The sequence below is a fragment of the Actinomyces sp. SKVG-SVH-4(1) genome (genome assembly GCF_048514265.1).
GTDB classification, from domain to species: domain Bacteria; phylum Actinomycetota; class Actinomycetes; order Actinomycetales; family Actinomycetaceae; genus Actinomyces; species Actinomyces oris.
In genome coordinates this window covers 191,350-217,871 of the sequence record NZ_JBGEVE010000002.1, presented here as the reverse complement: position 1 = coordinate 217,871, position 26,522 = coordinate 191,350, and the positions used below count along the sequence as shown (strand labels likewise).

21 protein-coding genes are annotated in these 26,522 nt (G+C 67.3%); 7 read left to right on the top strand and 14 right to left on the bottom strand.

Annotated features, from left to right (window positions below):
* Window positions 1-17: 17 nt before the first annotated feature.
* Entirely contained in the window at window positions 18-1,619 is a 1,602-nt protein-coding gene (locus AB7V09_RS02865; protein WP_419142870.1) for an Hsp70 family protein, read from the bottom strand.
* Window positions 1,620-1,927: 308 nt separating this feature from the next.
* Here AB7V09_RS02865 and AB7V09_RS02860 point away from each other — a divergent pair, with 308 nt between their 5' ends.
* The 4 genes from AB7V09_RS02860 to AB7V09_RS02845 all read left to right on the top strand — a co-directional run bounded on the left by AB7V09_RS02860 (window position 1,928) and on the right by AB7V09_RS02845 (window position 7,267).
* Window positions 1,928-3,166: an inorganic phosphate transporter gene (locus AB7V09_RS02860; RefSeq protein WP_279013308.1), complete on the top strand. Its 1,239-nt coding sequence runs from the start codon at window positions 1,928-1,930 to the stop codon at window positions 3,164-3,166.
* A complete protein-coding gene (locus AB7V09_RS02855; protein WP_419142869.1) occupies window positions 3,163-3,408 on the top strand; it encodes a hypothetical protein in 246 nt (81 codons plus the stop codon). The genes AB7V09_RS02860 and AB7V09_RS02855 overlap by 4 nt, the downstream gene beginning before the upstream one ends.
* Before the next feature lie 43 nt (window positions 3,409-3,451).
* Window positions 3,452-4,984, top strand: a complete 1,533-nt coding sequence (locus AB7V09_RS02850; protein WP_419142868.1) for a glycoside hydrolase family 32 protein — start codon at window positions 3,452-3,454, stop codon at window positions 4,982-4,984.
* Window positions 4,985-5,215: 231 nt separating this feature from the next.
* On the top strand, window positions 5,216-7,267 hold the full coding sequence (locus AB7V09_RS02845) for a sucrose-specific PTS transporter subunit IIBC (RefSeq protein ID WP_178388630.1): 2,052 nt from the start codon (window positions 5,216-5,218) through the stop codon (window positions 7,265-7,267).
* Window positions 7,268-7,350: 83 nt separating this feature from the next.
* Here the strand turns inward: AB7V09_RS02845 and AB7V09_RS02840 are convergent, their stop codons facing one another.
* The 4 genes from AB7V09_RS02840 to AB7V09_RS02825 form a co-directional block, all read right to left on the bottom strand.
* Window positions 7,351-8,382 carry a LacI family DNA-binding transcriptional regulator gene (locus AB7V09_RS02840; RefSeq protein WP_419142867.1) on the bottom strand — a complete coding sequence of 344 codons (1,032 nt, stop codon included), beginning with the start codon at window positions 8,380-8,382 and terminating at the stop codon, window positions 7,351-7,353.
* Window positions 8,383-8,493: 111 nt separating this feature from the next.
* On the bottom strand, window positions 8,494-9,117 hold the full coding sequence (locus AB7V09_RS02835) for an SGNH/GDSL hydrolase family protein (protein WP_419142866.1): 624 nt from the start codon (window positions 9,115-9,117) through the stop codon (window positions 8,494-8,496).
* Between the two features lie 44 nt (window positions 9,118-9,161).
* Entirely contained in the window at window positions 9,162-9,911 is a 750-nt protein-coding gene (locus AB7V09_RS02830) for an ABC transporter ATP-binding protein (RefSeq protein WP_419142865.1), read from the bottom strand.
* A complete protein-coding gene (locus tag AB7V09_RS02825) occupies window positions 9,908-11,020 on the bottom strand; it encodes an ABC transporter permease (RefSeq protein WP_419142864.1) in 1,113 nt (370 codons plus the stop codon). Before AB7V09_RS02825 ends, AB7V09_RS02830 begins: the two co-directional genes overlap by 4 nt.
* Before the next feature lie 298 nt (window positions 11,021-11,318).
* On the opposite strand from AB7V09_RS02825, the gene AB7V09_RS02820 reads away from it, so the two are divergent.
* Together AB7V09_RS02820 and AB7V09_RS02815 are read left to right on the top strand one after the other, a co-directional pair.
* On the top strand, window positions 11,319-13,727 hold the full coding sequence (locus tag AB7V09_RS02820) for an ATP-binding cassette domain-containing protein (RefSeq protein ID WP_419142863.1): 2,409 nt from the start codon (window positions 11,319-11,321) through the stop codon (window positions 13,725-13,727).
* Window positions 13,711-15,003 carry a GNAT family N-acetyltransferase gene (locus AB7V09_RS02815; RefSeq protein ID WP_419142862.1) on the top strand — a complete coding sequence of 431 codons (1,293 nt, stop codon included), beginning with the start codon at window positions 13,711-13,713 and terminating at the stop codon, window positions 15,001-15,003. Before AB7V09_RS02820 ends, AB7V09_RS02815 begins: the two co-directional genes overlap by 17 nt.
* Window positions 15,004-15,035: 32 nt before the next feature.
* On the opposite strand, the gene AB7V09_RS02810 is transcribed toward AB7V09_RS02815, so the two are convergent.
* Window positions 15,036-16,157, bottom strand: coding sequence for a 6-phosphofructokinase (locus AB7V09_RS02810; protein WP_419142861.1), 1,122 nt, complete (start codon window positions 16,155-16,157; stop codon window positions 15,036-15,038).
* Between the two features lie 224 nt (window positions 16,158-16,381).
* On the opposite strand from AB7V09_RS02810, the gene AB7V09_RS02805 reads away from it, so the two are divergent.
* Window positions 16,382-16,741 carry an RNA polymerase-binding protein RbpA gene (locus tag AB7V09_RS02805; protein WP_004564902.1) on the top strand — a complete coding sequence of 120 codons (360 nt, stop codon included), beginning with the start codon at window positions 16,382-16,384 and terminating at the stop codon, window positions 16,739-16,741.
* A 6-nt stretch (window positions 16,742-16,747) separates the two neighbouring features.
* Here the strand turns inward: AB7V09_RS02805 and AB7V09_RS02800 are convergent, their stop codons facing one another.
* The 8 genes from AB7V09_RS02800 to AB7V09_RS02765 all read right to left on the bottom strand — a co-directional run bounded on the left by AB7V09_RS02800 (window position 16,748) and on the right by AB7V09_RS02765 (window position 26,521).
* Entirely contained in the window at window positions 16,748-17,587 is an 840-nt protein-coding gene (locus AB7V09_RS02800; RefSeq protein ID WP_009406341.1) for a polyprenol monophosphomannose synthase, read from the bottom strand.
* 36 nt (window positions 17,588-17,623) lie between these two features.
* Window positions 17,624-19,228 (bottom strand): apolipoprotein N-acyltransferase, encoded by a 1,605-nt coding sequence (gene lnt / locus AB7V09_RS02795; RefSeq protein ID WP_419142929.1) that lies wholly within the window; start codon window positions 19,226-19,228, stop codon window positions 17,624-17,626.
* A 58-nt stretch (window positions 19,229-19,286) separates the two neighbouring features.
* Complete coding sequence (locus tag AB7V09_RS02790; protein ID WP_419142860.1) at window positions 19,287-20,204, bottom strand: DUF808 domain-containing protein; 918 nt, start codon at window positions 20,202-20,204, stop codon at window positions 19,287-19,289.
* Window positions 20,205-20,262: 58 nt separating this feature from the next.
* Window positions 20,263-23,223, bottom strand: coding sequence for a DEAD/DEAH box helicase (locus AB7V09_RS02785; RefSeq protein ID WP_419142859.1), 2,961 nt, complete (start codon window positions 23,221-23,223; stop codon window positions 20,263-20,265).
* 21 nt (window positions 23,224-23,244) lie between these two features.
* Entirely contained in the window at window positions 23,245-24,216 is a 972-nt protein-coding gene (locus AB7V09_RS02780; RefSeq protein WP_419142858.1) for a diacylglycerol/lipid kinase family protein, read from the bottom strand.
* Between the two features lie 49 nt (window positions 24,217-24,265).
* Complete coding sequence (gene tatC, locus AB7V09_RS02775) at window positions 24,266-25,087, bottom strand: twin-arginine translocase subunit TatC (RefSeq protein WP_075404428.1); 822 nt, start codon at window positions 25,085-25,087, stop codon at window positions 24,266-24,268.
* A gap of 45 nt (window positions 25,088-25,132) precedes the next feature.
* Window positions 25,133-25,393, bottom strand: coding sequence for a Sec-independent protein translocase subunit TatA (tatA, locus tag AB7V09_RS02770; RefSeq protein ID WP_419142857.1), 261 nt, complete (start codon window positions 25,391-25,393; stop codon window positions 25,133-25,135).
* Window positions 25,394-25,504: 111 nt separating this feature from the next.
* Window positions 25,505-26,521 (bottom strand): helix-turn-helix transcriptional regulator, encoded by a 1,017-nt coding sequence (locus AB7V09_RS02765; RefSeq protein ID WP_419142856.1) that lies wholly within the window; start codon window positions 26,519-26,521, stop codon window positions 25,505-25,507.
* Between the last annotated feature and the right edge of the window lies 1 nt (window position 26,522).

Sequence of the window (26,522 nt, the reverse complement as noted above, 5' to 3'; positions counted from 1 at the left end):
GCGGGGTCGGCCGGCAGTTACAGGGTGCGCCTGCCCAGAACGTAACGACGGCTGTATCCGTCGGAGAGGTCGGTGATGGTGACACGAACCAGGCCGGCCTCATCGACGCGGTAGTGCTCCTGAATCCGCGGACCGTGATCGCGCCGCTCCACCGAGTAGCTCCTCAGCTCCTCGTCGTCGACGTCCCGCAGTGAGGCCTCGAAGGGGAAGACGATGTCCTGGTAGGGGGCGATCTCGCCGCGGGGCTCACCGCCCTCGTCGACACCGGCGCACTCCACGAAGCGGTACCAGCCGATGTTGTGTGCCGCATCGTACTCGCGGGTCAGCACCGTGCCTTCCCGGCCCCCGGGCGAGGCTTGGACGGACTCGGGGCTCAGGATCGCGTCGAAGGTGAGACGGTGGCCGCCGTCGGCCTCGCGGAAGACACCGAAACCCCGGGAGAGCCGGTCGGTCAGGTCGTAGTCGCTGGTGCGGTCCGCCGCGATTGCCAGGCCGATGGCGGTGGAGGCCCCGGGGTAGGGGGAGCGGTGAACCCGACGACCGAAGCGCTCCCGCAGGAGCCTGGGCACCAGGGGAAGACCGGAGGCGCCGCCGACCAGGTAGACGCCGGCGATGTCGGTCAGGTTCGGGCTCCCGTCGTCCATCCTGCCGACCAGAGGGGCCATCGTGGCCAAGGACCGCTCAATGAGCGGTGTGCACGCCGTGTACAGGTCGGACACCGGCAGGACGACGTCCTGGCCTCTGAGGATGATGAGCACCCGACGGCTCTGAGGGGTGAGGTGCTCCTTGGCGTCGCGGCACTGGTCCAGCAGGTCGTCGAGCTCAGTGGGGGAGAGGTCCTCCTCGGTGATGCCCGCCCGGCTGAGGGCCATCGTGGCCATGAGCAGGTCGACGTCGTCCCCGCCCAGGTCTCCCAGCCCGTGAGAGGCCAGTACCTCGTGAGATGTGCCGACGACGTCGACCAGTGAGGTGTCGAAGGTGCCACCGCCCAGGTCGTAGACCAGGACCCGGGTGCGCTTGGAGGAGACGGTGGTCGCCTTGCGGTGGGTGTACTCGAATCCGGCTGCACTGGGCTCGTTGAGCATGGCGGCGACACGGAAGCCGGCCTGCTGGAAGGCCTCAAGAGTCAGAAGACGCTGCGCTCCGTAGGCGTGGGCGGGCACGGCGACCACCACGCGGGCGCGGGTGATGTCGATGCCCCGATCAGCGAGCTCGGACTTCAGGTGACGGAGGTAACTGGTGAGAACCTCCAAAACGGAGAAGGTACTGTCTCCCAGCAGTACCGGCGTCGAGGCGGTCAACGTGGGGGAGGCCAGGACCCGCTTGAGGCTGCGCAGCAACGGAGCGCCCTGGTGAGCTGCCTGCCTGGCGGCGAAACCGTGAACGAGCGTCCCCCCGTGCAGCGCTGTCAGCGAGGGGATGAAGTCGTGCTCGTCGCCGTGCTCGTCGGTGAAGCTGATAACGGGATAGTTCCCCCGGTCAGCACGCGCCACGACGGTACGTGTCGTCCCCAGGTCGATTCCCAGATCGATGTCTGTTGCTGACTCGTGGTCGATCCCCTGGTCGGGGAGGGTGCCGCTGCCGATGCTGTCCAGGCTCTTCGTCGTGTCCGCTGCCATGCAGTGACCCTATCGTGACGGGCCCTTCCTTCCGGGGTAAGCCGCCATGTTGCGAGGTACTTGTGGCACGTGACAATTGGCTCAGCGGTTTTGCCCCTGAGGTGGGACGAAAGACCGTGTTGCTGGGGAGTGGCCATGACGCGCTTATGAGACCTGGGGAACCAGTGCGAGGCTCGTATGCGATTGGTTAGGCAGCAGGGGGGGCGGCGGGTAACAATACTGGTGGGTTGCGCTCACGCGACCCGGACCTCCGCAGCCGTCTGCCAGGGCGGCCGAGAGGGTCAGCCAGATCTCCCATCGGGAACGGTATGAGCACCATTCTCTTCCTCGTGATCGTTGTCGTCGTGACGGCCCTCGTCTTCGACTTCACGAACGGTTTCCACGACTCGTCCAATGCGATGGCGACGTCGGTGGCGACAGGCGCCTTCACACCCAGAAGAGCGGTTCTGGTCGCCGCCGTGCTCAACGTCATCGGCGCCTGCCTGTCGACCGAGGTCTCCAAGACGATCTCGCACGGGATGTTCGACGACACGGTGATCGAGGCGGCGCCGGCCATGATCTTCGCTGGTCTGGCCGGCGCCATCCTGTGGAACCTGGCGACCTGGTTGTTCGGGCTGCCGTCATCCTCGTCCCACGCGCTGTTCGGAGGACTCATCGGAGCGGTCGTGGTGGCAGCCGGGGTCCAGGGAGTCCACTGGGGGACGGTGATCTCCAAGATCATCCTGCCCGCCGTCATCGCGCCGGTGGTGGCCGGAGTGGCGGCAGCCCTGGCCACGGCCCTGGCCTATCGCATCGCGCACCCGACCAACCCGTACTCCGAGAGACTCTTCCGCAACAGCCAGCGGGTCACCGCATCGCTGGTGGCACTGTCCCATGGCACGTCTGATGGTCAGAAGACCATGGGGGTCATCACGCTGGTGCTGGTGGCCGGCGGCTACCAGGAGGCCGGTACCGGCCCCCACTGGTGGGTCATCGCCGCAGCGGGCCTCGCCATCGGCCTGGGCACCTACTCAGGCGGGTGGCGCATCATGCGCACCATGGGGCGTGGGCTGGTGCATGTCGAGGCCCCGCAGGGCTTCGCCTCCGAGACCGCCTCGACGGTGGCGATCCTAGCCTCCTCCCATCTGGGATTCGCCCTGTCCACCACCCACATCTGCACCGGGTCGATCCTGGGCTCCGGGATCGGCCGGGGCACCAAGGTATCCTGGAGGACCGCCGGCAAGATGGGGATCGCCTGGCTGGTGACTCTTCCGTGCTCAGGCCTGGTGGGGGCCGCCACGTCCTATGTCGCGGTCAAGGGCGGCGTGCCGGGCACGATCGTCGTCATCTGCCTGCTCATCCTGGGAGCCCTGGCCATCATTCGGCAGGCGAGCCACAACCGGGTGGATTTCTCCAACGTCAATGACGCCTCCGAGGTCGTCGTCGTCAAGCAGGATCCGGCACTGGGACGTGAACCGCGGACGCTGGACGAGGTGCGTTCCGAGATCGTCAATGGTGTGACGGACCAGGACAGTACGCATCGGATGACGACAGGATCCATGGCATGACCGGCATGGCGATCGACTGGGGCTCACTGGGGCTGGTGGCATCCGTGACGGTGCTGGGCACCGCCTTCATCCTCACCATCTGCTCGCTGGCGGCCCGCATGCTGGCCACCGTGCATGCCAAGCACGAGGCCGGCGAGGTTGAAGGAGTGCGTCTGGCTCAGGTCCTGGCGGGTGTCTTCATCGCTATTGCCGGCGTGATCGCGTTATTCGGTCTGTGGCTCATCGTCCCGTACTTCCACTGAGAACCGCCTCGGCGCACGACAGTGGTCCTGCTAACATCCCTGCGTGACTGAGGACCTCAAACGCCTGGCCCAGGATGCAATCGCCGCATCCGCAGCGGCCGATGACCCGGACTATCCCTGCTTCCACGTCGTCCCGCCGGTGGGCCGACTCAACGATCCCAACGGACTGCTCATCGACGGCGATACTTACCACGCCTTCTACCAGCTCAGTCCCTTCCATCCTCACCGCAAGCTGGTTTACTGGGGGCACTCCTCCTCGACGGACCTGCTGCACTGGCGCCACCACGCGCCCGCCATCATCCCGGACTCCTCCTACGACCGCAGCGGTGCCTACTCCGGTAACGCGATCGTGCTGGAGGGGCATGAGGTCGATGCCGCCCCTGCTCGGGCTCCGTTCCAGCTGTTCTACACCGGGAACCTCAAGGACCCGGTTACCGATGAGCGCACCGCCAGCCAGTGCCTGGTGACCAGCGACGACCTGACTGACTTCGCCAAGTGGCTGGGTAATCCGCTCATCCCCACCCACGCCGAGGGCTACACGACCCACTACCGTGACCCGCAGGTCTTCCGGGATCCTGACCGGCCGGGGGAGTACCGAATGCTCATCGGGGTCCAGCGCGCCGATGAGACCGGCGCCGCAGTCCTGTACCGCTCCCGGGACCTGGTCTCCTGGGAGCTGGAGGGGGAACTGAGCTTCCCCGGGGCGGGAGGCGCCTTCGATGCCTTCGGGTACATGTGGGAGTGCCCCGGTCTAGTGCGGCTGAAGGATGAGGACACTGGCGAGGACTGGGACGTCCTCATCTGGTGCCCACAGGGCATCACCCCCGAGCGGGAGGGCTTTGAGAACATCTTCCCCTGCGTCTACACGGTGGGGCACCTCATGGGTACTGAGCTGCGAGACACCGACGGGGTCTTCCACGAGGTTGACCGGGGCTTCGAGTTCTACGCCCCTCAGGTCTTCGCCCGGCGCCCCTCCGAGCCGGGGCCGGTGCTGCTGACCGGGTGGGCGGGCAACGCCGCACAGGACGACCAGCCCTCCATCGAGACCGGGCAGTGGGTCCACGCCCTGACCATGCCCCGGATGCTGAGTCTCAAGGCGGGCCGGCTCATACAGCGTCCTGCCGCCTCACTGCCGTATGACGCCGGGGAACCGGCCCTCGTGGGTGAGTGCCTGAAGGCGGGCCTCCACGAGGTCGATGACCTCAGCGGGCACCGCAGCTGGCAGCTGCGCATGGAGGCAGACGCCGAGCAGACCACAGGGCCGTGGGGACTGCGGATCGGATCGGATGACTCGCATGTGGACATCACCCTGGATGGGCAGGTGCTGCGGGTGGACCGCTCCACCTCCCGCTACACCCAGCACGGATCGGTGCGCAGCGTGACGATTCCTGAAAGGTGTGCGCCAGTGCTGGAGGTCATTCACGACCGATCGCTGACCGAGGTCGTCGTCGGTGACGGGGAGGTGGTCCTCACGCTGCGCAGCTTCGTCGACGTCAGCAGCACGGGAGTACGGCTGATGGTCGCGGAGGACCTCTCGTTGACGGCCGGCAGCACGAGGACTTTCGCGCCGTCCTGACGCCGTCCCGCCCCGCGCCATCGGGGGAGCAAAGGGGGCCTGAGCAGGGCGAAGGCGGGGAGTAGATCAGGACCCTTCTCTCCGGTTGCAGGGTGCTCTAACTCACTGTAGTGTGACGATCGATTGACATAGGTGTGGCTGCAGGGAGTCAGCGATGATCCCGACCGCTGGGTTTCCCCGCCCTCCCAGGTGCTGCGGCCCCATCACGAGAAAGGAAACCTCCGGGTGGCAATGGATCACGCCCGCGTGGCGAAGGACGTCCTGACATACGTCGGTGGCGCCGACAACATCAACGCTGCAGCGCACTGCGCAACGCGTCTGCGTCTTGTCCTCAATGACATGGACAAGGTCGACCAGAAGGCTCTCGACAAGGATCCCGACCTCAAGGGCACTTTCATCGCGGGTGGCATGTTCCAGATCATCGTCGGACCGGGAGACGTCGACCTCGTCTTTTCCGAGATGATCCGAACCGGAGGGGTCAAGGAGGTCTCCAAGGACGAGGCAAAGGAGCAGGCCGCCAAGGGCGGCAACCCGCTATCCCGCTTCATCAAGACCATCGCGGACATCTTCGTTCCGATTCTTCCCGCCCTCATTGCCGGCGGTCTCATGATGGCCCTCAACAACGTCCTGACCGCTGAGGGGCTCTTCGGTGACCAGGCGCTGACGGAGCGCTGGGGCTGGCTTAAGGACTACGCGGCCCTCATCAACATGATCTCGGCGTCGGCCTTCGCCTTCCTGCCGGTGCTCGTGGGCTACTCGGCGACCAAGCGCTTCGGCGGCAACGTCTATCTCGGCGCTGCTATGGGCGCGGCCATGGTCTCAACATCGTTGTTGTCCGCCTACAGCATGTCCGACCCGGAGGCGGCGGCGAAGTTCTGGGAGTACACCGGGGAGTCGTCGACCTGGTCCCTGTTCGGGCTGGAGGTGGCCAAGATCGGCTACCAGGCCATGGTCATCCCGGTGCTGTGCGTGGCGTGGATCCTGTCCGTGGTGGAGAAGTGGCTTCACAAGCGGTTGTCCGGGACCGCTGACTTCCTGCTGACGCCGCTGTTCACCATGCTGGTGACCGGGTTCCTCACCTTCATCGTCGTCGGACCGCTCACCCGCGAGCTGTCGATCTGGATCACGGACGGACTGGACTGGCTGTACAACACGGCAGGTCCCGTGGGTGGTTTCCTCTTCGGCATCGTCTATTCACCGATCGTGGTCACCGGTCTTCACCAGTCCTTCCCGGCGGTGGAGCTGCCGCTCATCGCTGACAAGGCCAGTACCGGTGGGTCCTTCATCTTCCCGATCGCCTCCATGGCCAATGTCGCTCAGGGTGCCGTGGCTCTGGCCGTGTTCCTCAAGACCCGCGACGCCAAGATGAAGGGGCTCGCAGGAGCCGGTGGTGTTTCCGCGCTCTTCGGTATCACCGAGCCCGCCATCTTCGGTGTCAATCTCCGACTGCGCTGGCCCTTCTTCATCGGAATGGGTGCAGCCGGTATCGGAGGCATCCTGGTGTCCCTGCTCGACCTGCGCACGCACTCCCTGGGGGCTGCGGGAATGGTGGGCTTCGTGTCGATGCGGACCACGGACATCCCCAAGTACCTCGCCGTGGAGGTGTTCACCATCATCATTGCCTTCGCCGCCGCCTACGCCTACGCCTCTACCCGCGGTAAGGCCTCCCTGGCCGGCGATGACGTCGACGCCGATGAGGCCGCCCTGGAGGCCGAGGCCATGGCCGAGCACGCCGAGACTGTCGAGCTGCCCGCTAAGGCCACCGAGGACTTCACCGTCACCGCTCCGATCCAGGGACGTGCGATCCCGCTGTCCGAGGTGGAGGACCAGACCTTCGCCTCGGGCATGCTCGGTCCGGGCATGGCTATTGCACCCGCCGAGGGACCGGTCGTCTCCCCAGTCGACGGCGAGGTCCTCGTGGCCTTCCCGACCGGTCACGCCTACGGCCTACGGTCCGCCAGCGGAGTCGAGCTGCTCATTCACGTCGGCATGGACACCGTCCAGCTCGAGGGCAAGCACTTCACCCCCAAGGTCAAGGCCGGCGACAAGGTTCTACGCGGCATGCCGCTGGTGGACGTCGACTGGGCCGCCGTAGGAGCCGCCGGCTACCAGACCGTCACCCCGATCGTCGTTTCCAACGCCCAGGGCTACGAGGGGATCGAGGAGCACGGTGCTGGAACGATTCACCGAGGCGATGCGCTCTTCGACGTCCTGCGCAAGGCCGATGACTCCGGTGCCGACAAGACGGATGTTCAGGCCGACGCCGCGCGAGCGAAAGCCTGATCCAGTCAAGGATCGTCCGTGATTCGGATGCTCGTGGGCCCCGACCATCCAGGTCGGGGCCCACGAGCATCGTCAACGGATCGCTAGGCGGTACGGCCGGGCAGCAGCTTCACCGGCATGGGGGAGGGGGCCTGCAGGTCCTCCACCCCGGGACCACCCGACTGTGTGCTCTGCGCGGAGACAGCGGTGGCCGAGTCGATCCGCTTCAGGAGCAGGTCGACTGCCGCCCGTGCCAGTTCGGTGATGGGCTGCTGGATCGTGGTCAGCGCCGGCAGGGCATGTCGCATGGCGACCGTTCCGTCGAAGCCGATCACCTTGAAGTCGTCCGGAATCCGCAGGTCGCGCTCAGCAGCCCACTCCATCACTTGCGCGGCAGCCAGATCGTCGGTCGCGAAGACCGCGTCAACGTCGTCGACCACGAGGTCGAGCCGTTCGCGGATGAGACGGGGGCGCTCACTGTTGGGTGTGTTGAAGTCGACAGTCAAGACCACCGGCTCGATGCCCGCCTGCTGGAGCACCTGGCGGTACCCCTTCTCCCTCAGGTTGTGGATTCCAGTGCGAGACGTCAGCAGGGCCGGACGACGCGCCCCCCGTTTGAGCAGGTGCTCGGCGGCGAGCCGACCGCCGGCCTCGTTGTCGCAGCGGACATTGGGGACGATGGGGGAGAGGTCCCGATCCACGCTGACCAAGGGCAGGTGAATCGAGCTGTAGTCGGCAAGACCGTCATTGTGGGCGCTGGAGATGATGCCATCGACCCGGTGGGAGACGAGCAGGTCGAGGTACTCGCGCTCCCGATCCGCCTTGCCCATCGAGTTGCAGACGAAGGTCCGGTAGCCGCGCTCTGCGAGGAAGTCCTCGACATGCTCGGTCAGCTCGCCGAAGAAAGGCAGGGCAACGGTGGGGACGATCAGCCCGATTGAATGCGTCGACTTGCCGTGCAGTGCTCGGGCGATCTGATTGGGGCGGTAGTTGAGCTGAGCGATCGCCTCAGCCACCCGCTCCCGCGTCTCTTGGGATAGGTAGCCGCGGTTGTTGAGTACGCGGGAGACTGTCGTCAGCGAGACGCCTGCAGCCTGTGCGACATCGGCCAGTGTGGGTTCGCGGTGTGACTCCACGAGTGGGTCCTCGAGCTCCTTCAGTCGGTCACGGTGAGTGCGATCTGCTGCCAAGCATATGCCTCGAGGGGGTCATTACCCAACTGACCTGCGTAAACGTGGGTGGAAGTGTTACGAGCCGGGCAGGATCTCGGCGTAGAAGGAGATCATGGCGCGAGCCATCCGGGCGTGTCCGGCGTCGTCGGGGTGGATCTGGTCGATGGCCAGGCGGTCCTCGTCACCGTTGATGGCCGTGCTCAAGGCATCGGTCGAGGTCAGACCCAGGGACGTGGCCTTCTCGTGCACGAGGCGGCGGATGGCCTGGAAACGCGGACCGACCTCCAGGGAGGGGAAGTAGGGGGCGATGATGACCGGCGCGCCCCGCAGGCGTGTGGAGATGAAGGTGAGGTCATGGTCGATCGCCTGCTCGACCAGCTCACGCTGAGAGGGGAGGAAGGCGGCGTCGTTCAGGCCCAGGCTGATCGTGACGATGTCGGGCTCGCAACGCAGAACCGCTTCCAGCCAGGTGGTGTCGCGGCACGACGGCGAGCGCTGCCCGCCGGGCAGGTGGCCCCCGCGTCGTGCGAAGAAGCCCAGCCCGTCCGCCGCCAGGTTCACTTCCCGCCACCGCTGATGCTCACACACGAGCGAGGTCCAGCGATTGCGAGGATGGCTCAGGGCTCGCCAACCGGTGGTGATGGAGTCACCGAGGAAGACAGCAGTGGGGAAGTGGTCGGAGTGTGGGATCGTGGACACGGCTTCTGACTGTAGTTCTCCATGCGGGGAGGAGCCAGCGCTGCTCAGCGGTCATCGCGTGAACCGCTCTGGCCCTCGCTGTCCTTGGGTGCGTCCTGTTCGGTCAGGACGCCGTCGTGCATCGCCAGGACCCGGTCGCATACGGGAAGCAGCCGCTCGTCATGAGTGACCATCACCGTGGCCTTGCCCAGCTCGTGGGTCTGGTCGGCGAGCAGATGAGCGACGTCCTGCGCCCGTCGGGTGTCCAGGGAGGCGGTGGGCTCATCGGCCAGGATGATGTCCGGGTCGTGGTAGAGCGCCACCGCGATGGCGGCGCGCTGACGCTCACCCCCGGAGAGCTCAGAGGGGTAGGCGTGGGCGCGCTTCGTGATACCTAGTGAGTCCAGCAGATGGTCCCGTCGGTCGTTGTCGCCCTGCGTTCGTGCCGCTCGGTCGTGCAGGCTGAACTGGTCGTTGAGCCTGAGGAAGGGAACCAGCCCCGAGGCCTGGAGGACGAAGCCGATGCGCCGAAGGCGGAGTTTGGCCCGCTGCTTCTCCGGCAGGCTGGAGAAGGGCTGACCGGAGATCGTCACGGTGCCGCTGGAGGGAGTGCGCAGGCCGCCCATGATGGTCAGGAGCGTGGACTTCCCGGAGCCGGAGGGTCCCAGGATTCCCACCAGCTCGCCAGCACGTAGCTCAAGGTCCGTGCTGCGCAGGGCGTGAACGGTTTCATCTCCCTGACGGTAGTCGCGGGTCACCGACTCCAGGGACATGACGGGGGTTGTCGCTTCGCTCGCTGCTGCTGATGCGGTCATGAGATGGCCTCCACGGGGTCGATGCGGGAGATGACCCGTACGGAGATGAAGCCTCCGATGACGGAGATGACGATGAATGCCGTGACGATGAGAAGGTCCAGGACGGCGGAGATTCTGAAGGGTACGGCGCGGGGGAGGACCAGGGACGTCGCAATCGTCAGAAGCAGGCCGATGCCGATGCCGACGACCGACAGCACGAGGGTCTGGGCGCATCCGGAGCGTATGAGGTAGCTCGTGGGGACGCCGCGGGCTTTGAGGATGCCCAGGACCGGTCTCTTCTGCAGCGTCAGCACGTAGATGAAGATGCCCAGCACTGTGGAGGCGATGATGATGAGTGAGCCGATCATGAGGCTGAAGGTGAGGACCTGGGCCGAGTAGCCGGGGAGCGTGCGGACGAGCTCCTCGGTGGTGAGGATTGTCAGTCCCGCGTCCTTGGCGGACTGTGTGGCCTTGCTGTCGGTGGTCAGGTCGGAGGTGAAGACGACGGCGGAGACGGCTGGGGACAGGCTGGTGGGGCCGTGCTGGCGCAAGGCCTGGCTGTCCATGGTCACCACGGGAGCCGCCTGGAAGGTGGTGTCATGGGTGAATCCGACAACGGTCCAGTCGTGGTCGGAGCCCAGCAGTCGAATCGTGTCACCAACCGCGAGTCCCTTGGACTTCAGCGAGTCGTCGAGGAGGACCTCGCTATCGGGGGCGGAGATCGTCCGCCCGTCGGCCACAGGCGGACTGAGCTGCCCGTCCAGATCGATTCCGAAGGCGAAGACGTCCTCACGCAGGGCCTCGCCGTCCTCGTCCTTGACGTCTGGTGCCTGGGCGACAGCGGCCGTGCTCATCAGGGCGGAGGCTGTGGTCCCGTTGTCCTTGGCCAGGTCCGTGGCCGCTTTCAGCTGCTTGTCGCTCAAGCGTGAGGCGGAGAGGTTCTCGTTGGAGGCGTCCGTGACGGCGACGCTGGCGGTGTTCCAGCCGTCGATGCCGGCGCGGTAACGGTGGGCGAGGCCCACAGCCAAGGAGGCCAAGAAAAATGTGAGGTAAGCCACCAGGGTGATGACGGAGATGATGAGCGTGAAGCGTACGGGTTCGTGGCGGATCTCGCGCAGCGCGAGGAACATGGGGCTCCCTGAGGGATAGTCGGCAGCGGGCCGGCTGGCGCACTCCGTGAAGGCTACACGCCGCGAGAGGTTCGCGAGGTCGAGGGTTCAGAGATGGCGCTCGTCTGAGGAGCGGCGACCAGGCAGGACGTCCAGATCCTGCCGCGTGTCGCGGGAGAGCGTCGCGACAGCGAGAATGACATAATGTGCATTATCGGCGTTCGGCGAGTGGGGCTTGTTCTCAGGAGCGCTGTGCGCGGCATCGGGTCCGGGACATCCGGTCGGCGGCGACGTCCGGCAGTCCGGCACAATTGTGTGTGTGACTGGAAGGGCTGCTGGAAACAACCCCGCCGATGCGCATGACGTCATCCGTGTCGTCGGGGCTCGTGAGAACAACTTGCGCAGTGTCGACGTCGTCATCCCCAAGCGCAGGCTGACGGTCTTCACCGGCATATCGGGCTCGGGCAAGAGCTCGCTCGTCTTCGCCACGATCGCCGCTGAGTCGCGCCGTCTGGTCAATGAGACCTACCCGGCCTTCGTCCAGGGCTTCATGGATGCCGGCGCACGTCCCGACGTCGACCGTCTGGAAGGACTGACGCCGGCGATCGTCGTGGACCAGGAACGCATGGGATCCAATCCGCGCTCAACGCTCGGTACTGTCAGCGACGTCGGAGCCCTCCTGAGGGTCCTGTACTCGACGCACGGCGTGCCACACATCGGCTCACCTCAGGCCTTCGCCTTCAACGTCCCGTCCGTCACCGGTGGTGGTGCGCTCACCACGCAGCGCGGCAGCCGCAAGATCGTCGAGCGCAAGACATTCACCGTTCAGGGCGGGATGTGCCCGGCTTGTGAAGGCATGGGTCAGGTTTCAGACATCGATCTGAACCAGGTGCTCGATGAGACGCTCTCCCTGAATGACGGTGCCATCACCGTCCCGGGATACGCAGCCGGTGGCTGGCAGGTGCGTAGCTTCACCGAATCCGGTCTCTTTCCGGCAGATGTTCCGGTAGCCGCCTTCACGCCCCAGCAGCGAGACGATCTGCTCTACAAGGAGCCCACGAAGATCAAGGTCGGCGGTATCAAAGTGACCTACGAAGGGCTCGTTCTCAGAATTCGGCGGTCGATCCTGTCCAAGGAACCACGGGCGCTGCAGCCTCATATTCGCGCCTTCGTGGAACGGGCCGTTGTCTTCGGGGCCTGCCCACAGTGTCATGGAACCCGTTTGTCCGAACCTGCCCGCACCTGTTTGATCGACGGTAAATCCATTGCTGATGCCTGCGCCATGCAGATCTCGGATCTGGCGCAGTGGGTCACTCGTCTTCAAGGGATTCTGACCGGTGCCGCTCCCCTGCTGGAGAATCTGAAGGACATGCTGGACGCCTTCGTGCTCATCGGTCTGGGCTATTTGTCACTGGACCGTCCGGCCTCGACGCTCTCGGGCGGTGAGGCCCAGCGCACCAAGCTCGTGCGCCACCTGGGTTCGGCTCTCACCGATGTCACCTACGTCTTCGATGAGCCCAGTATCGGCTTGCACCCGCATGACCTCCACCAGATGAATGAGCTGCTGCTGTCGCTACGGGACAAAGGAAACACCGTGCTCGTCATCGAGCACAAACCCGAGACGATCTCGATCGCCGACCACGTGGTGGACCTGGGGCCGGGGGCGGGAACCCGAGGAGGCCGGATCTGTTTCGAGGGAACGGTCGAGCAGCTGCGCGGCTCCGACACTCTTACCGGACGCCACCTGGCGGACCGGATGCGAATCAAGAGCAGCCACCGCTCCCCTACGGGAAGAATCGAGATTCGTGGTGCTGCCACGAACAATCTTCGCGACGTCGACGTCGATATTCCCCTGGGAGTTCTCAGCGTCATCACTGGGGTGGCCGGATCCGGCAAGTCGAGCCTCATCCACGGTCACCTCTCCCCCATCGATGGCGTGGTGACGGTCGACCAGGCACCGATCAAAGGCTCCAGGCGCTCGAATGCCGCCACCTACACCGGACTGCTCGACCCTGTTCGCAAGGCCTTTGCCACAGCCAATAAGGACAAGGGTGCGAAACCTGCGCATTTCTCGGCGAACTCAGACGGAGCCTGTCCGGTGTGCGGCGGAACGGGAATCATTGAGACGCAACTGGGCTTCATGGAGACCGTGGAGTCCCGTTGCCATGCCTGTGAAGGGCGCCGTTTCAAGGACGAGGTGCTCGCCTATCGCTTCGCCGGACACAGCATCGCCGATGTCCTGGACATGAGTGCTGAGGCGGCGCTGACCTTCTTCTCTCAGGGTGAGGCTCGTCTTCCCGCGGCGACCAGGATCCTGTCACGGCTGAAGGAGGTGGGGCTCGGTTACCTCCGCCTCGGCCAGGCCCTGACCACCTTGTCCGGTGGTGAGCGTCAGCGGCTCAAGCTCGCTGTCCACCTGAGCCAGGAAGGCTCCGTCATCGTGCTCGATGAGCCGACCGTCGGACTGCACCCGGCCGACATCGAGGCCATGCTGACGCTCCTGGATCGCCTCGTGGACGGCGGCCGCACTGTCGTCGTCATTGAACATCACCAGGCCGTGATGGTTCACGCCGACTGGATCATAGATCTCGGCCCTGGAGCCGGCCACGATGGCGGCCGCGTTGTGTTCACCGGAACGCCGGCGCAGATGGTGGCGGAGCGAAGCACGCTGACGGGCCAGTACCTCGCCCAGTACGTCAAAGAGGACAACGATGATGCCCCTGAGTGAGGAGCAGGGCTATGGACACGCTGAGCTGGCACGTACCTACCGAATCCGTCCGGCGACGATGGCTGACTCTCCCGCGATCCGCCGGATCCGTAACGCCGCCGTGCGGGAGTCGCTGGCCATCTGGACCAGCATTGAGCAGGACCACGCCGGGGCCGAGGCCTGGCTGGCGCCCATGGTGCAGCGCGGAACGGCTCTCGTCGCTCACGTCAGCGGTGAGCCGCAGGACGTCGTCGGCTTCGCGGTGGCCGGTCCCTGGCACTCCTACGAGGGCTACGCCCGCACTGTTGAGGACTCGATCTACCTTTGCCCTGCGGCGCAGGGCAAAGGTCTTGGTGCCAGGCTCCTCGCCGCCCTCATCGAGGCCTCACGGCGGGCCGGGGACCGCACGATGATCGCTCTCATTGAGGCGGGTAACGCGACCTCGGTGCGCCTGCACGAGCGCTATGGTTTCACCACTGTCGGCACTGTCCCGCAGGCCGGCGAGAAGCATGGTCAGATCCTCGACCTGACCCTCATGAGCCGTTGCCTGAAAGGACCCACCATGTGCTGTGACCAGATCAAGCCCGCCGACAGCGACAGCCACCGACGGGTCGATGCCGACCAGTCCATCGAGCTTCAGCCCGAGGAACCCGCCGTCACCCAGTGGCAGGTCAGTGCCACCGATGACCTTGTGACGCACCTGCTGAGCCTTGTCGGCACGCCCCAGGGACGGCCGGCGATCATCGCCGTCGACGGGAGGGGCGGATCGGGTAAGACCACGCTCACCACGGTGCTGGCCGCAGCCGTCCCCGGCGCGCAAGCCTTTCACCTGGACGACCTCATCTGGAACGAGCCGCTCTATGACTGGGACCAGCTGTACGTCGACACCCTGACTCAGCTGCGTCGGGCCGGCAGCCTCGACCTGGTCCCGGACAAGTGGCGCGAGCACGGACGCGAGGGCTCCATCCGGATCCCAGCCGGCTCTCCCCTGGTCCTCGTTGAGGGCACCGGGGCCGGCCTGGCCGCGGTCAGCGGCCTCATTGACGCGCACGTGTGGGTTCAGACCGGCGACGACGTGGCCGAGCGCCGCGGCATCAAGCGGGACATCGCCGAGGGAGTCAACGGCGACGCCGAGGAGTCGGTACGTTTCTGGCACTGGTGGATGGCCGGCGAGCGGCCCTTCTTCGCCAAGGACCGTCCCTGGCAGCGTGCCGACGTCATCGTCTCCGGTGACGCCCCCACCGGTGTAGGCCCAGGAGAGATCGCCTGGACTCCCGGGCCGCTCCTGGCCCGCTGAAGCCCGGCTCTTCACCGCTCAGGGCGGGGCCGTCAGTCCCCCAGCGCGGTCCCCACGGCGCGTGCGGCCTGGATCCACTCATGGTCGGCCGGGACGAACTTGGTGTGGCCGGCCACCTCCTTGAGCGGCACCAGCTCCGTGCCGTGACCACGGTCGGCGACCATGACTCCGAAGTGGCCCTCCGCAATCGCGTTGGCTCCGGCCACGCCCAGACGCGTGCCCAGGAGACGATCCGCTCCGCAGGGCGAGCCGCCACGCTGAACGTATCCCAGGATGGACACGCGCGCCTCCAACCCGGTCAGGCTCTCCAGCTGCTCGGCCAGGGTGAAGGTGTTGGCGCGGTGAGAGGCCTCCAGGCGTTTGACGCCCCGCTTGGCCATGGCCTTGCGCTCGGGGCTGGAGGCGTCCTTGACCAGGGCGCGGGCGTGCTCCAGCTCGGCGTGATCCGTCACGGACAGCGCCCCCTCGGCCACGGCCACCACGGAGAAGGACGACCCGTGGGCGCGGCGCCGCTCGATCTTGTCCGCGATCGCGTCCACCGAGTACGGAATCTCCGGCAGCAGAATGACATCCGCCCCACCTGCGATGCCGGCGCCCAGTGCCAGCCAGCCGGCCCGGTGCCCCATGATCTCGGTGAGGATGATGCGGTGGTGGGAGTGCGCCGTCGAGTGTAAGCGGTCCACGGCCTGGGTGGCGATCTCCAGAGCCGTGGCGAAGCCGAAGGAGGAGTCGGTGTGGACGATGTCGTTGTCGATGGTCTTGGGCAGGTGGATGACGTTGAGCCCCGCATCCATGAGGCGTTTGGCGTTCTTCGCGGTCCCACCCCCTCCGAGGCAGACCAGGGCGTCGATCTCGTCCTTCTCGCAGTTCTCCACGATGGTGGGCACCATGTCCCGGGGCTCGCCATCCACCATCATGCGATGCACCTTGTCCCGGCTGGTTCCCAACATGGTTCCACCGGTAGTGAGGATCCCGGACAGGGCAGCGGGGTCGAGCTCAGTGAAGCGGTTCTCGGCCAGGCCGCGCATGCCGTCCCGGAAGCCGACGAGCTCCCAGCCGTGCTGCTGGATCGCCGCCTTTCCGAAGCCTCGGATCGCCGCGTTGAGTCCCGGGGCGTCGCCGCCCGCCGTGAGAATGCCGATGCGTTGAGCCATGAAACCAAGTATGCCGGTCCCCGCTGGTCCGCACAGGCTGTAGGCGCCGGTTCGGCTGATTCCGGCGATGCGAGGCAGGCTGGTCGCTGAAACGGATCGACGACACCGCGTTAGACGCCAACCGGTATCATCATTACCCTGATCGCGTCGATGCCGGGGGAACCCAGTGGGAACCCATCAGAACCGGGACACGACGAAAGACGAGCCACAAGGAGACCACAAGCATGGCAGACCGCGCACTGCGAGGCATGACCATTGGCGCGAAGTCGATGGAGTCGGAGGACGGCGTCGAGTTCGCCGAGCGGATGATCGTCAGCTACGAGTGCCCGATGGCGCACGTCACCAAGATCCCGATGTCCACCGAGGCCGAGGTGCCTCCCACCTGGGAGTGCCCAGAGTGCGGCCAGCTCGCCGCCCGGCGCGGCGAGGACGAGCCCGAGCCCGACGAGCCCAAGAAGACCCCGCGCACCCACTGGGACATGCTCCTGGAGCGCCGCAAGGTCGATGAGCTCGAGGTTCTCCTCAACGAGCGCCTCGAGGCGCTGCGCAGCGGTGAGGTCTACCGCGAGCGGGTCAGCGGCTGAAAGCCGTCAGGAGCGCTTCTGCCGCGATGAGCTCGTCGGACGCTGCTGCTGGTACCCGGCGGCGGCCCGACGGCGCTTGTCGCGGGCAGCGCGCAGCCTGCTCCCGGCGACCTTGGCCGCATCGAGCAGCTGGCCGGAGCGCTTGGCCACACCCCAGCGGGTCACCAGGGACAGCTCCTCGGTGAAGATACCCCCCGAGAGCTTGGACTGCCCGGCCTCCCGCTCCAGGAAGGTGATCGGCATCTCCACGATGCGGCCGCCGATCTCGTCAACCAGCTTGGTCATGTTGACCTGGAACCCGTAGCCGAGGGCCTCGACCTTCCCGAGGTCCATGCGGCGCAGGATCGAGGCGCGGAAGACCCGGAAGCCCGCGGTGGCGTCCTTGACGCGCAGCCCCAGCATGGCGTTGATGTAGAGGTTCCCGGCCTTGGACAGGGCCACGCGCTTGGCGTCCCAGCCCTCGGTGGCGCCGCCGGAGACCCACCGCGAGCCGATGACGAGGTCCGGCTCGTCGGCCATCTCAGCGCGCTGAATGAGCAGGGCCAGATCCTCGGCGCGGTGGGAGCCGTCGGCATCCATCTCCACGATGAGTTCGTAGCCGGCGGCCAGTGCCCAGGAGAACCCGGCGAGGTAGGCCGGGCCCAGCCCGTTCTTCTCCGAGCGGTGCAGGACATGGATGTGGGAGTCCTCGTCCGCGCGGGTGTCGGCGTAGTCGCCGGTGCCGTCGGGAGAACCGTCGTCGACGACGAGAATGTCGGCCTCAGGAGCGTGCTCGCGGACCCGGTCCAGTGCCGTGGGCAGGGACTCGATCTCGTTGTAGGTGGGGATGACGACGAGTGCCTTCACTTCTGTCTCCAAGGTTGGGGTCGCGTGGCGCCGAGGCTAGTGGCTGCGCCTTGGGCGCACGTGGCTCAGGATACCGGCTCCCACCAGTGCGCCTGCACCGGCGAGGAGGACGATGCCGGGGGCGGCACCGAGCCGGTCGGCGACGGTTTGCGAGCTGCGCAGCGGAATATCTGCCACGAGGCTCGCCTGAGTGTAGGGCCGGGTGACCTGCTCGACCTCACCGCGGGGGTTGATGATCGCGGTGTAGCCGACGGTGGAGGCCTGGATGACGCTGCGGCCGTGGACCACCGCTTGGACACGGCCCTGGGCGAGTTGCTGGGCGGCCTCGCCGGAGTCGAGGAAGGAGGCGTTGTTCGTCGGGATGATGATCGCCTGCCCTCCCTGTTCGACGCCGGTGCGCAGGGCGTCGTCGTAGGCGACCTCGAAGCAGATGCCCATGGCGAAGGTGACGTCCCGGCCCTGGGTGACGGCCGGAACCGCCAGTGTGCTGGGGCCGGTGCCGGGCAGCATGTCGATACCGACCCGGTCGACCTGGGTGGTCAGGCGCCGTACCAGGGAGCGGGAGGGGATGTACTCCGCGAAGGGCACGGGCCGGTGCTTGCGGTAGTAAGGATGAGCCGTCTTACCCGAGACGTCTCCGGGATTCCAGACGAGGACGTCGTTGTAGCGGATATCGTCGACGACAGGTACTGCACCCACGAGCACGGGCGCCTGGACCGCCTGGGCGGCCTCATCGACAGTGGTCGCCGAGGCCGGGTAGTCGCGGGGGTCCAGGTCCGCGGAGTTCTCCGGCCAGATGACCATGTCGAGGCTGCCGGGGCCGACGTCGGCGGCCAGCTGCTTGGTCGCCTTGGCGTGGTTACCGGTCACCTCCAGGGCCCGGTTGAAGGCGTCCTCGAAGTCGGTGGCCACATTGCCCTGCACGGCTCCGACCCGGACGGTGCCGTTCTCAGCGCGCGTCTCCAGTGGCAGCGTCCGCGGCGCGACGAGCACAGCCGCTGCGATTGCTGCGCAGGCGAGGACCGGCATGGCGCGGCGCTCGTAGACGGATCGAGCCGCGTGAGCGAGGCATGCGGCCGCCAGCGCCACCAGCAGGCCCACCCCGGCGCTACCGACATAGGCCGCCGCCGGCAGGACGGGGGCATCCGCCATGGCGAAGGCCAGGCGCCCGAAGGGGAAGCCGCCCAGCGGCCACACTGAGCGCAGCTCCTCGATCCCGGACCACAGCAGGGCGAAGAAGAGCACGCCGGCCGCACCGGCCGGCACACGCCGGGTGAACCGACTTTGCCGGGCAGTCCCCTGGAGCAGTGGCAGACGGCTCACCAGGGACCAGGCCCCGCCGAGTACGGCCAGGTAGAGGGACTCGAAGAGCGTCAGCGCGATCCAGCCGATCGGGTTGCCCATGCCCACCATCGTGAAGTGCAGCAGAGGAGTGAACAGGCCGAAGCCGTAGAGCAGTCCGAGACCGGTGCCCGCCCAGAAGCGGCGGCCGCGGATGAGGAGCATGAAGGCCCCGACCCCGATCAGGGCCGACCACCACAGGTTCACCGGGGGGAAGGCGGCGTAGGTGGCCAGGCCCGCCAGCAGCGCCACCACCGCCGGGGCTGATCGACGAAGCCAGCCGGGGGACCGAGAGAGCATCCGGGAGGGCAAACGAGAGGGAACTGTCACGCGGTGAAGCATACGGGTACGTTGATAGTTAACCTTTGTGACGGCGGGCCAGAGCGTGATGCACGGGCCGCCAGGCCAGGGCCAGCAGGGTGCCGATGACGGCTCCGATGAGGCAGGACATGGCTGTTCCGGTGATCCAGGACAGGACTGGGTTGTGGGTGAGTTCCTCGGCCCACTCGATGGCGTGGTGCAGCGGGTGGAAACCGACCTTGGCGAGGTTGGCTGCCAGGATGTGGCCGCCCACCCACAGCATCGCCACGGTCCCGATGATCCCGATGCCGCGGAAGAGGGCCGGCGCAGACGTCACGATCGCGCGGCCCAGCGAGCGGATGGCGCCGGTGCGGCCCTGTCCGGCCAGGTGCGCGCCGGCGTCGTCGAGCTTGATGAGAGCCGCCACCAGGCCGTAGACGGCGAAGGTGATGAGCAGGGCGATGAGGACCAGCACGATGATGCGCCGCATGGAGGACTCCCCCTCCACCTCGGCCAGGGCCAGCAGCATGATCTCGGTGGATAGGACGAAGTCCGTGGTGATGGCCTGACGGATGATCTGGGCCTCGTCGATCGGACCGGACTCCACCTCGGCGTGAGCAGCGCCGCCGAAGCGCTCCAGGATCTTCTCCCCGCCCTCGAAGCACAGGTAGGCGCCACCGATGACGAGCGCCACCGGCAGGAGCCACGGAGCCACGGCCGTCAGCAGCAGGCCGATCGGCAGGATGATGAGGAGCTTGTTGCGCAGCGAGCCCAGCGTGATCTTCTTGATGATCGGCAGCTCCCGGTCCGGGGTGATGCCGGTGACGTACTGAGGGGTCGTGGCGACGTCGTCGACGGCGGCCGCCGAGACCTTCGCCGAAGTCTTGACGGCCATGGAGGCCGTGTCGTCAACGGTGGACAGCGTCAGCTTGGCGAGCGTGGCGATGTCGTCGAGAAGGGCGAAGAAGCCTGACATAGGGGCATGAGTCCTGTCGTCCGGAGTATCGGCTGCAACGAGAGTACTAGCCGCCGCGTCACACGGCCGACCAGCTCACCACTCCCCTATTGAGATCCAGGGAGGCCTCGGCGGCGCGCATCGACAGGTCAGTGACCGCCCTGGCCTGCTCGGGGGTGGCATCCGGTGGCGGTGAGAGGCTCGCGATCTGCCCGACGACGTCGAGCAGCTGCTTGCACCAGCGCACGAAGTCCCCAGCCGTCAGCTCTGTGGCGTCCAGGATGTCCGCCAGCTGCGCGCCATCGCACCAGGCCTGGACGGCCCCGGCCAGTGCCGGCTCCGCGCCCGAGGAGGCCTCGATGCGGGCCAGGGACTCCAGGTCGTGGATCCGGTGCGAGACCCCCAGCTGCGCGCGCAGGCACTGGCCGAGCCTGGAGCCGGGCGCCACGGGCAGCCCGATCGACTGTGCGCTCAGTCGCGGCTCATAGACGCAGGCGCTCAGTGCCCCGGCCAGCTCCGCGGCGCTGAGGTCCTCGAAGACTCCCGTGCGCAGGCACTCGGCGATGAGCAGGTCCCGCTCGGCGTAGATCCGGGCCAGCACCTTGCCGGCACCGGTGACCCGCAGCTCGCGCTCCGGGTGACCCCGGTCCACAGGGTGCAGATAGCCCAGCTCGAGCAGCACCTCGCAGACGGCGTCGAAGAGGCGGGCGATGGTGCCGGTGCGGGTCTCGATACGCCGTTGAAGGCGCTCGGCCTCGGCCCGGGCCTTGGACCACTTGCGGCCCACCCGGGCGTGCTCCTCCCGGTCGGGGCAGCCATGGCAGGGGTGGGAGCGCATCTCGTGGCGCAGGCGCTCAAGGTTCTCGATCGCGCTGTCGCGGCGGGCCTGCGCGCGGCTGGAGCGGGTGCGTGTGCGCTTAGCGCCCCCTTCCAGGTCCCCGGCGCGCAGTGCGTCGACCAGACGCTGAACGAGCCGGTCCCGGTCCCGGGGCCGGTGCGGGTCCACCGAGTCCGCCACCCGCAGCGCGCCCACGCGCATCACCCCGTCCGGTGCCGTGTCCGGGGTCAGGGCGACGACTCGCGCATCCTCCCCCAGCACCGTGATGGTGGGGGTCCCGGTCCGGTCGGCACCGACCTCCAGGACGATGCCGTGGCGGCGGCGTCGCCCCTTGCGGAAGACGATGACGTCACCGCGTCCCAGTGAGCTCATGGTCCGCCCCGTCTCGCTGCGGCGCGCCGCGGACTTGTCCCGCGACAGGTCCGCCTCGGCGTCGGCGATGGCCTGGCGCAGGGAGGCGTACTCGCGGAAGTCACCCAGGCGACACGTCATGTCCTTCTCCAGGCCCTCCAGGCTGCGGCGCTTGCGGCGAGCCTGAGCGGCCAGCTCCACCACGCCGCGGTCGGCCTGGAACTGGGCGAAGGACTGCTCGAGCACCTCGCGCACCCGCGTGCGCGGCATGCGCTCAAGCAGGTTGACGGCCATGTTGTAGGTCGGACGGAAAGCGGAGACCAGCGGGTAGGTGCGCCGGGAGGCCAGCGAGGAGACCGTGGCCGGCTCGACGTCGTCGGCGGCCAGGACGACGGCGTGGCCCTCGACGTCGATGCCGCGGCGCCCGGCCCGCCCCGTCAGTTGGGTGTACTCCCCCGGGCTGAGGGTGACGTGGGCCGAGCCGTTCCACTTGCGCAGCGACTCCAGGACCACGGTGCGGGCGGGCATGTTGATCCCCAGCGCCAGGGTCTCGGTGGCGTAGACGACCTTGACCAGGCCCGCACTGAAGAGCTCCTCCACCGTCTCCTTGAACACCGGCAGCAGCCCCGCGTGGTGGGCCGCGACGCCGCGCTCCAGGGCGTGGGCCCAGAAGTGGAAGCCGAGGACCCCCAGGTCGCCGGAGGGGATGTCAGCCGTGCGCCGCTCGATGACCTCCCGGATTCGGGCCGCCTCGGCCTCGGTGGTCAGGTCCACGCCGGCGCTGACCACCTGGTGGACGGCCTGCTCGCAGCCCGCCCGGGAGAAGACGAAGACGATCGCGGGCAGCAGGCGCGCCCCCTCCAGGGCCGTGACGACCTGTAGTCGCGAGGGCGGCTTCAACCTGGCCGTACGGGCTCCCCCCTCGCCACGGCGAGGCGCCCGTCCCCCTCGGGCGGAGCGCTTCCAGGGCTGCGGCCCTCGGGCCGAACCGCCACCGCGGACACGGTAGCTGTTCTTGGAAGCGCCGCCGGAGGCGGCGGCACGTCGGGCCTGCTTGACGGCCTTGAGCAGCTCGGGGTTGAGCGGGGGCTGCCCCGTCTGCTCCGCCTGCCGCTCCAGGTCAGTCTGCTCGGACTGGTCGAGCTGGTCGGACTGCTCAGGTACCTCCGCGGGGTGGGAGTACAACGGCAGCAGCCGGCGTCCGACCATCATGTGCTGAGTCAGCGGGACGGGGCGCTCCTCGGAGACGACGACGGCGGTCCTGCCGCGCACCTGGCCGAGCCAGTCGCCGAACTCCTCGGCGTTGGAGACCGTGGCGGACAGAGAGATCACCTGGACCTCAGCGGGCAGGTGGATGATGACCTCCTCCCACACCGGCCCGCGGAAGCGGTCAGCCAGGTAGTGGACCTCGTCCATGACCACGAAGCCCAGCCGGTCCAGGTCACGCGAGCCCGAGTAGAGCATGTTGCGCAGCACCTCGGTGGTCATGACCACCACATCGGCGTGAGGGTTGACGGAGGTGTCACCGGTCAGCAGCCCCACCCGCTCCTGTCCGTGCCGGGCCACGAGGTCGAGGTACTTCTGGTTGCTCAGCGCCTTGATGGGGGCGGTGTAGAAGGTCTTGAGCCCCCGGACCAGGCCCAGGTGCACGGCGAACTCCCCCACCACCGTCTTGCCGGCGCCCGTTGGAGCCGCGACCAGCACGCCCTCTCCCCGCTCGACGGCGCCGCAGGCCTCCTCCTGGAAGGGGTCGAGGGGGAAGTCATAGCCCTGGGCGAAGCGGGCGAGCTCACTGCTGGAGGCGGCCTGACGACGTCGAGATGCGGCATAGCGCTCGGCTGGTGAGCTCATGGCAACACCCTACGGGCCCGATCAGCCCGGAGCCGGTAGGAGCAGCCGGACGGCGTCGGGGACGGCCTCAAGGCACAGGGGCAGCTCGGCCAGCGGCTCGCCGTCGGCGAAGGGATGAGGAGGCGGGCGCAGGCCCCGATCACGGCCGGTTCGCTCAGTGAGCGCCTCAATGGTGACGGTGCGGCTGCGCTCGACGTGGACGGCCGGGTCGGTCAGGTGCGTGCCGCCGAAGAGCCGGCGGAAGAGGGCGAGCAGGCGGGTGCGGCCCACGGGATCCAGACGCAGCACCTCCAGCAGGCCGTCAGTGGGGTCGGCCTGGGGCGCCAGGTCCATGCCGCCGCCGACGTAACGGGTGTTGGCCACCGCCAGCAGAAGCGCCGGCCCCTCCCAGGTGCCCTCGTCGGTGGTGACCCGGTAACCGTAAGGCGCCAGCGTCGCGAGCTCGGCGGTGAAGGCGCGCACGTAACGTCCTTCGCCGGCCGGCCAGGAGAGGGTGTTGGCGCGGGCGTTGACGGCGGCGTCCACCCCGGCGCTGACCACGGCCAGGGACCAGCGACGCTGCGGGGCGAGCAGAGTGCCGTCGGGGCGGGAGGCGTAGATCGCGTCCACCGCCGTGATGGCGCCCTTCCCGGACAGCGCCTGGTTGATGAGGCGGGCGGAGGCCGCTACATCCCTGCTGGGCAGACCGAAGTGCCGGGCGATGTCGTTACCGGTGCCGGTGGCCACGATGCCCAGGGGCACGCCCGTCGTGGCGACGATATCCACCCCCAGGTGGACCATGCCGTCCCCGCCGACGACCACCAGTGCCTCAACATTCCGATGCGGCCCGTCCCCCAGGAGGGCCCGTCCTGCGTCACGCGCCTGCTCGTAGGAGCTGCCACGCACGTGGAGGACCTCGTGACCGGCCTCGGTGAGGATCCGGCGGGCGACGTCGTCGGCGGCCGCATGACGTCCTCGTCCCGAAGAGGGGTTGGACAGCAGAGCGATACGCATCGAAGGAAAAGGTGGGACAAGTCAGGCAGGGACGGGGTGAAGCACCCGGCTACTCAGCCAGGGCGGCCTCAAGCTCAGCATCGAGCTCAGCGCGCTTCTTTTCCACCCGTTTGTCATGCCTGATGGAAATGAAGCAGGCCAGGAAGTACAGGCCGGCAATGGGAACGGACATGAAGACCATCGACCATGGATCCGGCAGCGGGTTGGCAATGGCCATAAAGGTGACGATGCCCATGATGGCCCAGCGCCAGCCCTTGAGCATGGTCTTTCCCTGCATGAGCCCGAGCATGTTGAGGGCGACGAGGAGCTCGGGCAGGAGGAAGGCGATCCCGAAGACGAGGACCAGCCTCATGACGAAGGACAGGTAGAGATTCGCCCCGATCACTCCGGCAGTGGGGCCGTCAGGGATGAAGCTGGTGAGGATGGAGACCGCGTGCGGCATCACCCAGATCCCCAGGCCCGCGCCGGCCAGGAAGAGGAACAGGCCGGCCGTGCCGTAGGCCCACGTGTAGGCCTTCTCCTTGCGGGTCATGCCCGGTCCCACGAAGGCCCAGAACTCGTACATCCACAACGGTGAGGACAGCAGAACTCCCAGCCAGATCGACACCTCGAGCTTCATATCGAAGGAGGCCAGGATCGTGTCGAAGTTCAAGGTGAGGTGCGCGCCCTTGGCATTGGCCTGCTCGATGGGGCGGGTGATGAGGGCGAAGGCCCGCTCGTAGACCAGGTAACCGACGACCGTCATCACCATGACGCCCGCGGCGGAGACGAAGAGACGCTGGCGCAGCTCGCGCAGGTGGTCCCCGATGGACATGCGCGCCTCGGGGTTGTCCTTGCGCCTCGATCGCTTGATCTGAGGGAGCTTGGGCACCGCGGCCTCCTTCATCTGCAGGTCACCGGCTCTGGCCGGATGACATCACTTCTGGGATGAGCCCTCGGCGCTCTGAGTGGTCTGGCCGGACTGGGTGGGCTCGGTGTAGTAGGTGCCCTCCTGCGGCTGCTGAATCTGAGCCTGGGAGTCTTTGGAGTCGTCGTCGCGCAGCTCCTTGACCTCCTTCTTGAAGACCTTCATGGACTGGCCCACGCTGCGGGCGATGTCAGGCAGCTTCTTGTAGCCGAACAGCAGGATGACGACGATGAGAAGGAAGATGATGTGCGACGGCTTAAAGAGGTTCACGGCGCTGCTCCTTGTGGTAGGGGCTATCGATACGGGCTGAGTGTAGCCTCCCTGGCGGGAGCCTCAGAACGAGGGTGCTGACGGTTCTCCCCAAGGCGGACGGGACAAGGCTCAGCAGTCGTATGAGGTCAGAGCCTGTTTAGCTGCTGCTGCCGCCTCTTGGGCGAGCTCCGGGGGCTCCACCGCCACGAGATGGCGACCCGCTGAGAGGACCAGGCCGATGAGCCAGGAGCGATCGCGTCCCTCAACGACCACCCTAAGGTTGCCGTCCCCGGTCTCCTCCTGGGAGAGGCACGGGACCTGCTCGGCGAGCCAACGGCCCGTCGGTTGGAGAACCAGCGTGGCACGAGGTTTGTTGCCCGCATAGTGATCGGCCGTGGCCTGCTTCGTCCTGCGTGAGGCGCGATGCCGCACGGACGGGGCGTCGAGCGCCTCAGCCGAGGTGATCCGGTCCAGGCGGAAGCTGCGCTCGGCCTGGGCACTGAGGCACCAGCCCACCAGCGTCATATGTGATCCATCACTTTCCAGGGTGATGGGATCGACGTCTCGCTCCGAAGGGGTGTCGGTGGCGGAGACATAGACCAGGTGGAGGCGCCTTCTGTCCTGTAGGGCGGAGCGCACAACGGCCAGGATCCGGGACGTACGGCTGGAACGTCCTGCGTGTGCGGGCCCTGGGCCGGTGGTGGTGACGGTTCCCGGATCGACGCGCGCGTCGGAGTCCTCGGAGGAGGCGCTAGAGCTGAGCAGGGCGGTCACCGCCTGCTGGGTGGAGGCGATGACGGGTGCGGAGGCCTCGTCGTCGGCCAGGAGGTCGGCGAGCACCCTGAGCGCCATGAGCAGAGAGATCGCCTCTTGCCGGGTGAGCCGAACCGGGCGGTCCAGCCCCAGCGGCTCGGACAGGCGCAGGCGCCCGGCCTCGAAGTCCGCGGCGTTGAAGTCCACAAGGTCCCCGTGCATGCCGCCGGGCAAGCCGGAGACCCACAGCGTGTTGACGTCGCGCTCAATGACGGCCCGGGTGACGCCGAAGTGCTCGGCGGCCTCCGCGACGGTCACGCCGGGGTGCTCCGCAACCCAGGCGGGCAGCGCCAGCAGTCGCGTGAGCTGGTCGGAGGCGGATACGCGCGCCATC

What these genes read in the sequence shown, in the direction of transcription:
- AB7V09_RS02865 (WP_419142870.1), bottom strand. Translation starts at nt 1,619, where the DNA reads ATGGCAGCGGACACGACGAAGAGCCTGGACAGCATCGGCAGCGGCACC.
- AB7V09_RS02860 (WP_279013308.1), top strand. Translation starts at nt 1,928, where the DNA reads ATGAGCACCATTCTCTTCCTCGTGATCGTTGTCGTCGTGACGGCCCTC.
- AB7V09_RS02855 (WP_419142869.1), top strand. Translation starts at nt 3,163, where the DNA reads ATGACCGGCATGGCGATCGACTGGGGCTCACTGGGGCTGGTGGCATCC.
- AB7V09_RS02845 (WP_178388630.1), top strand. Translation starts at nt 5,216, where the DNA reads ATGGATCACGCCCGCGTGGCGAAGGACGTCCTGACATACGTCGGTGGC.
- AB7V09_RS02830 (WP_419142865.1), bottom strand. Translation starts at nt 9,911, where the DNA reads ATGACCGCATCAGCAGCAGCGAGCGAAGCGACAACCCCCGTCATGTCC.
- AB7V09_RS02825 (WP_419142864.1), bottom strand. Translation starts at nt 11,020, where the DNA reads ATGTTCCTCGCGCTGCGCGAGATCCGCCACGAACCCGTACGCTTCACG.
- AB7V09_RS02815 (WP_419142862.1), top strand. Translation starts at nt 13,711, where the DNA reads ATGATGCCCCTGAGTGAGGAGCAGGGCTATGGACACGCTGAGCTGGCA.
- AB7V09_RS02810 (WP_419142861.1), bottom strand. Translation starts at nt 16,157, where the DNA reads ATGGCTCAACGCATCGGCATTCTCACGGCGGGCGGCGACGCCCCGGGA.
- AB7V09_RS02805 (WP_004564902.1), top strand. Translation starts at nt 16,382, where the DNA reads ATGGCAGACCGCGCACTGCGAGGCATGACCATTGGCGCGAAGTCGATG.
- lnt (WP_419142929.1), bottom strand. Translation starts at nt 19,228, where the DNA reads ATGCTCTCTCGGTCCCCCGGCTGGCTTCGTCGATCAGCCCCGGCGGTG.
- AB7V09_RS02790 (WP_419142860.1), bottom strand. Translation starts at nt 20,204, where the DNA reads ATGTCAGGCTTCTTCGCCCTTCTCGACGACATCGCCACGCTCGCCAAG.
- AB7V09_RS02785 (WP_419142859.1), bottom strand. Translation starts at nt 23,223, where the DNA reads ATGAGCTCACCAGCCGAGCGCTATGCCGCATCTCGACGTCGTCAGGCC.
- AB7V09_RS02780 (WP_419142858.1), bottom strand. Translation starts at nt 24,216, where the DNA reads ATGCGTATCGCTCTGCTGTCCAACCCCTCTTCGGGACGAGGACGTCAT.
- AB7V09_RS02765 (WP_419142856.1), bottom strand. Translation starts at nt 26,521, where the DNA reads ATGGCGCGCGTATCCGCCTCCGACCAGCTCACGCGACTGCTGGCGCTG.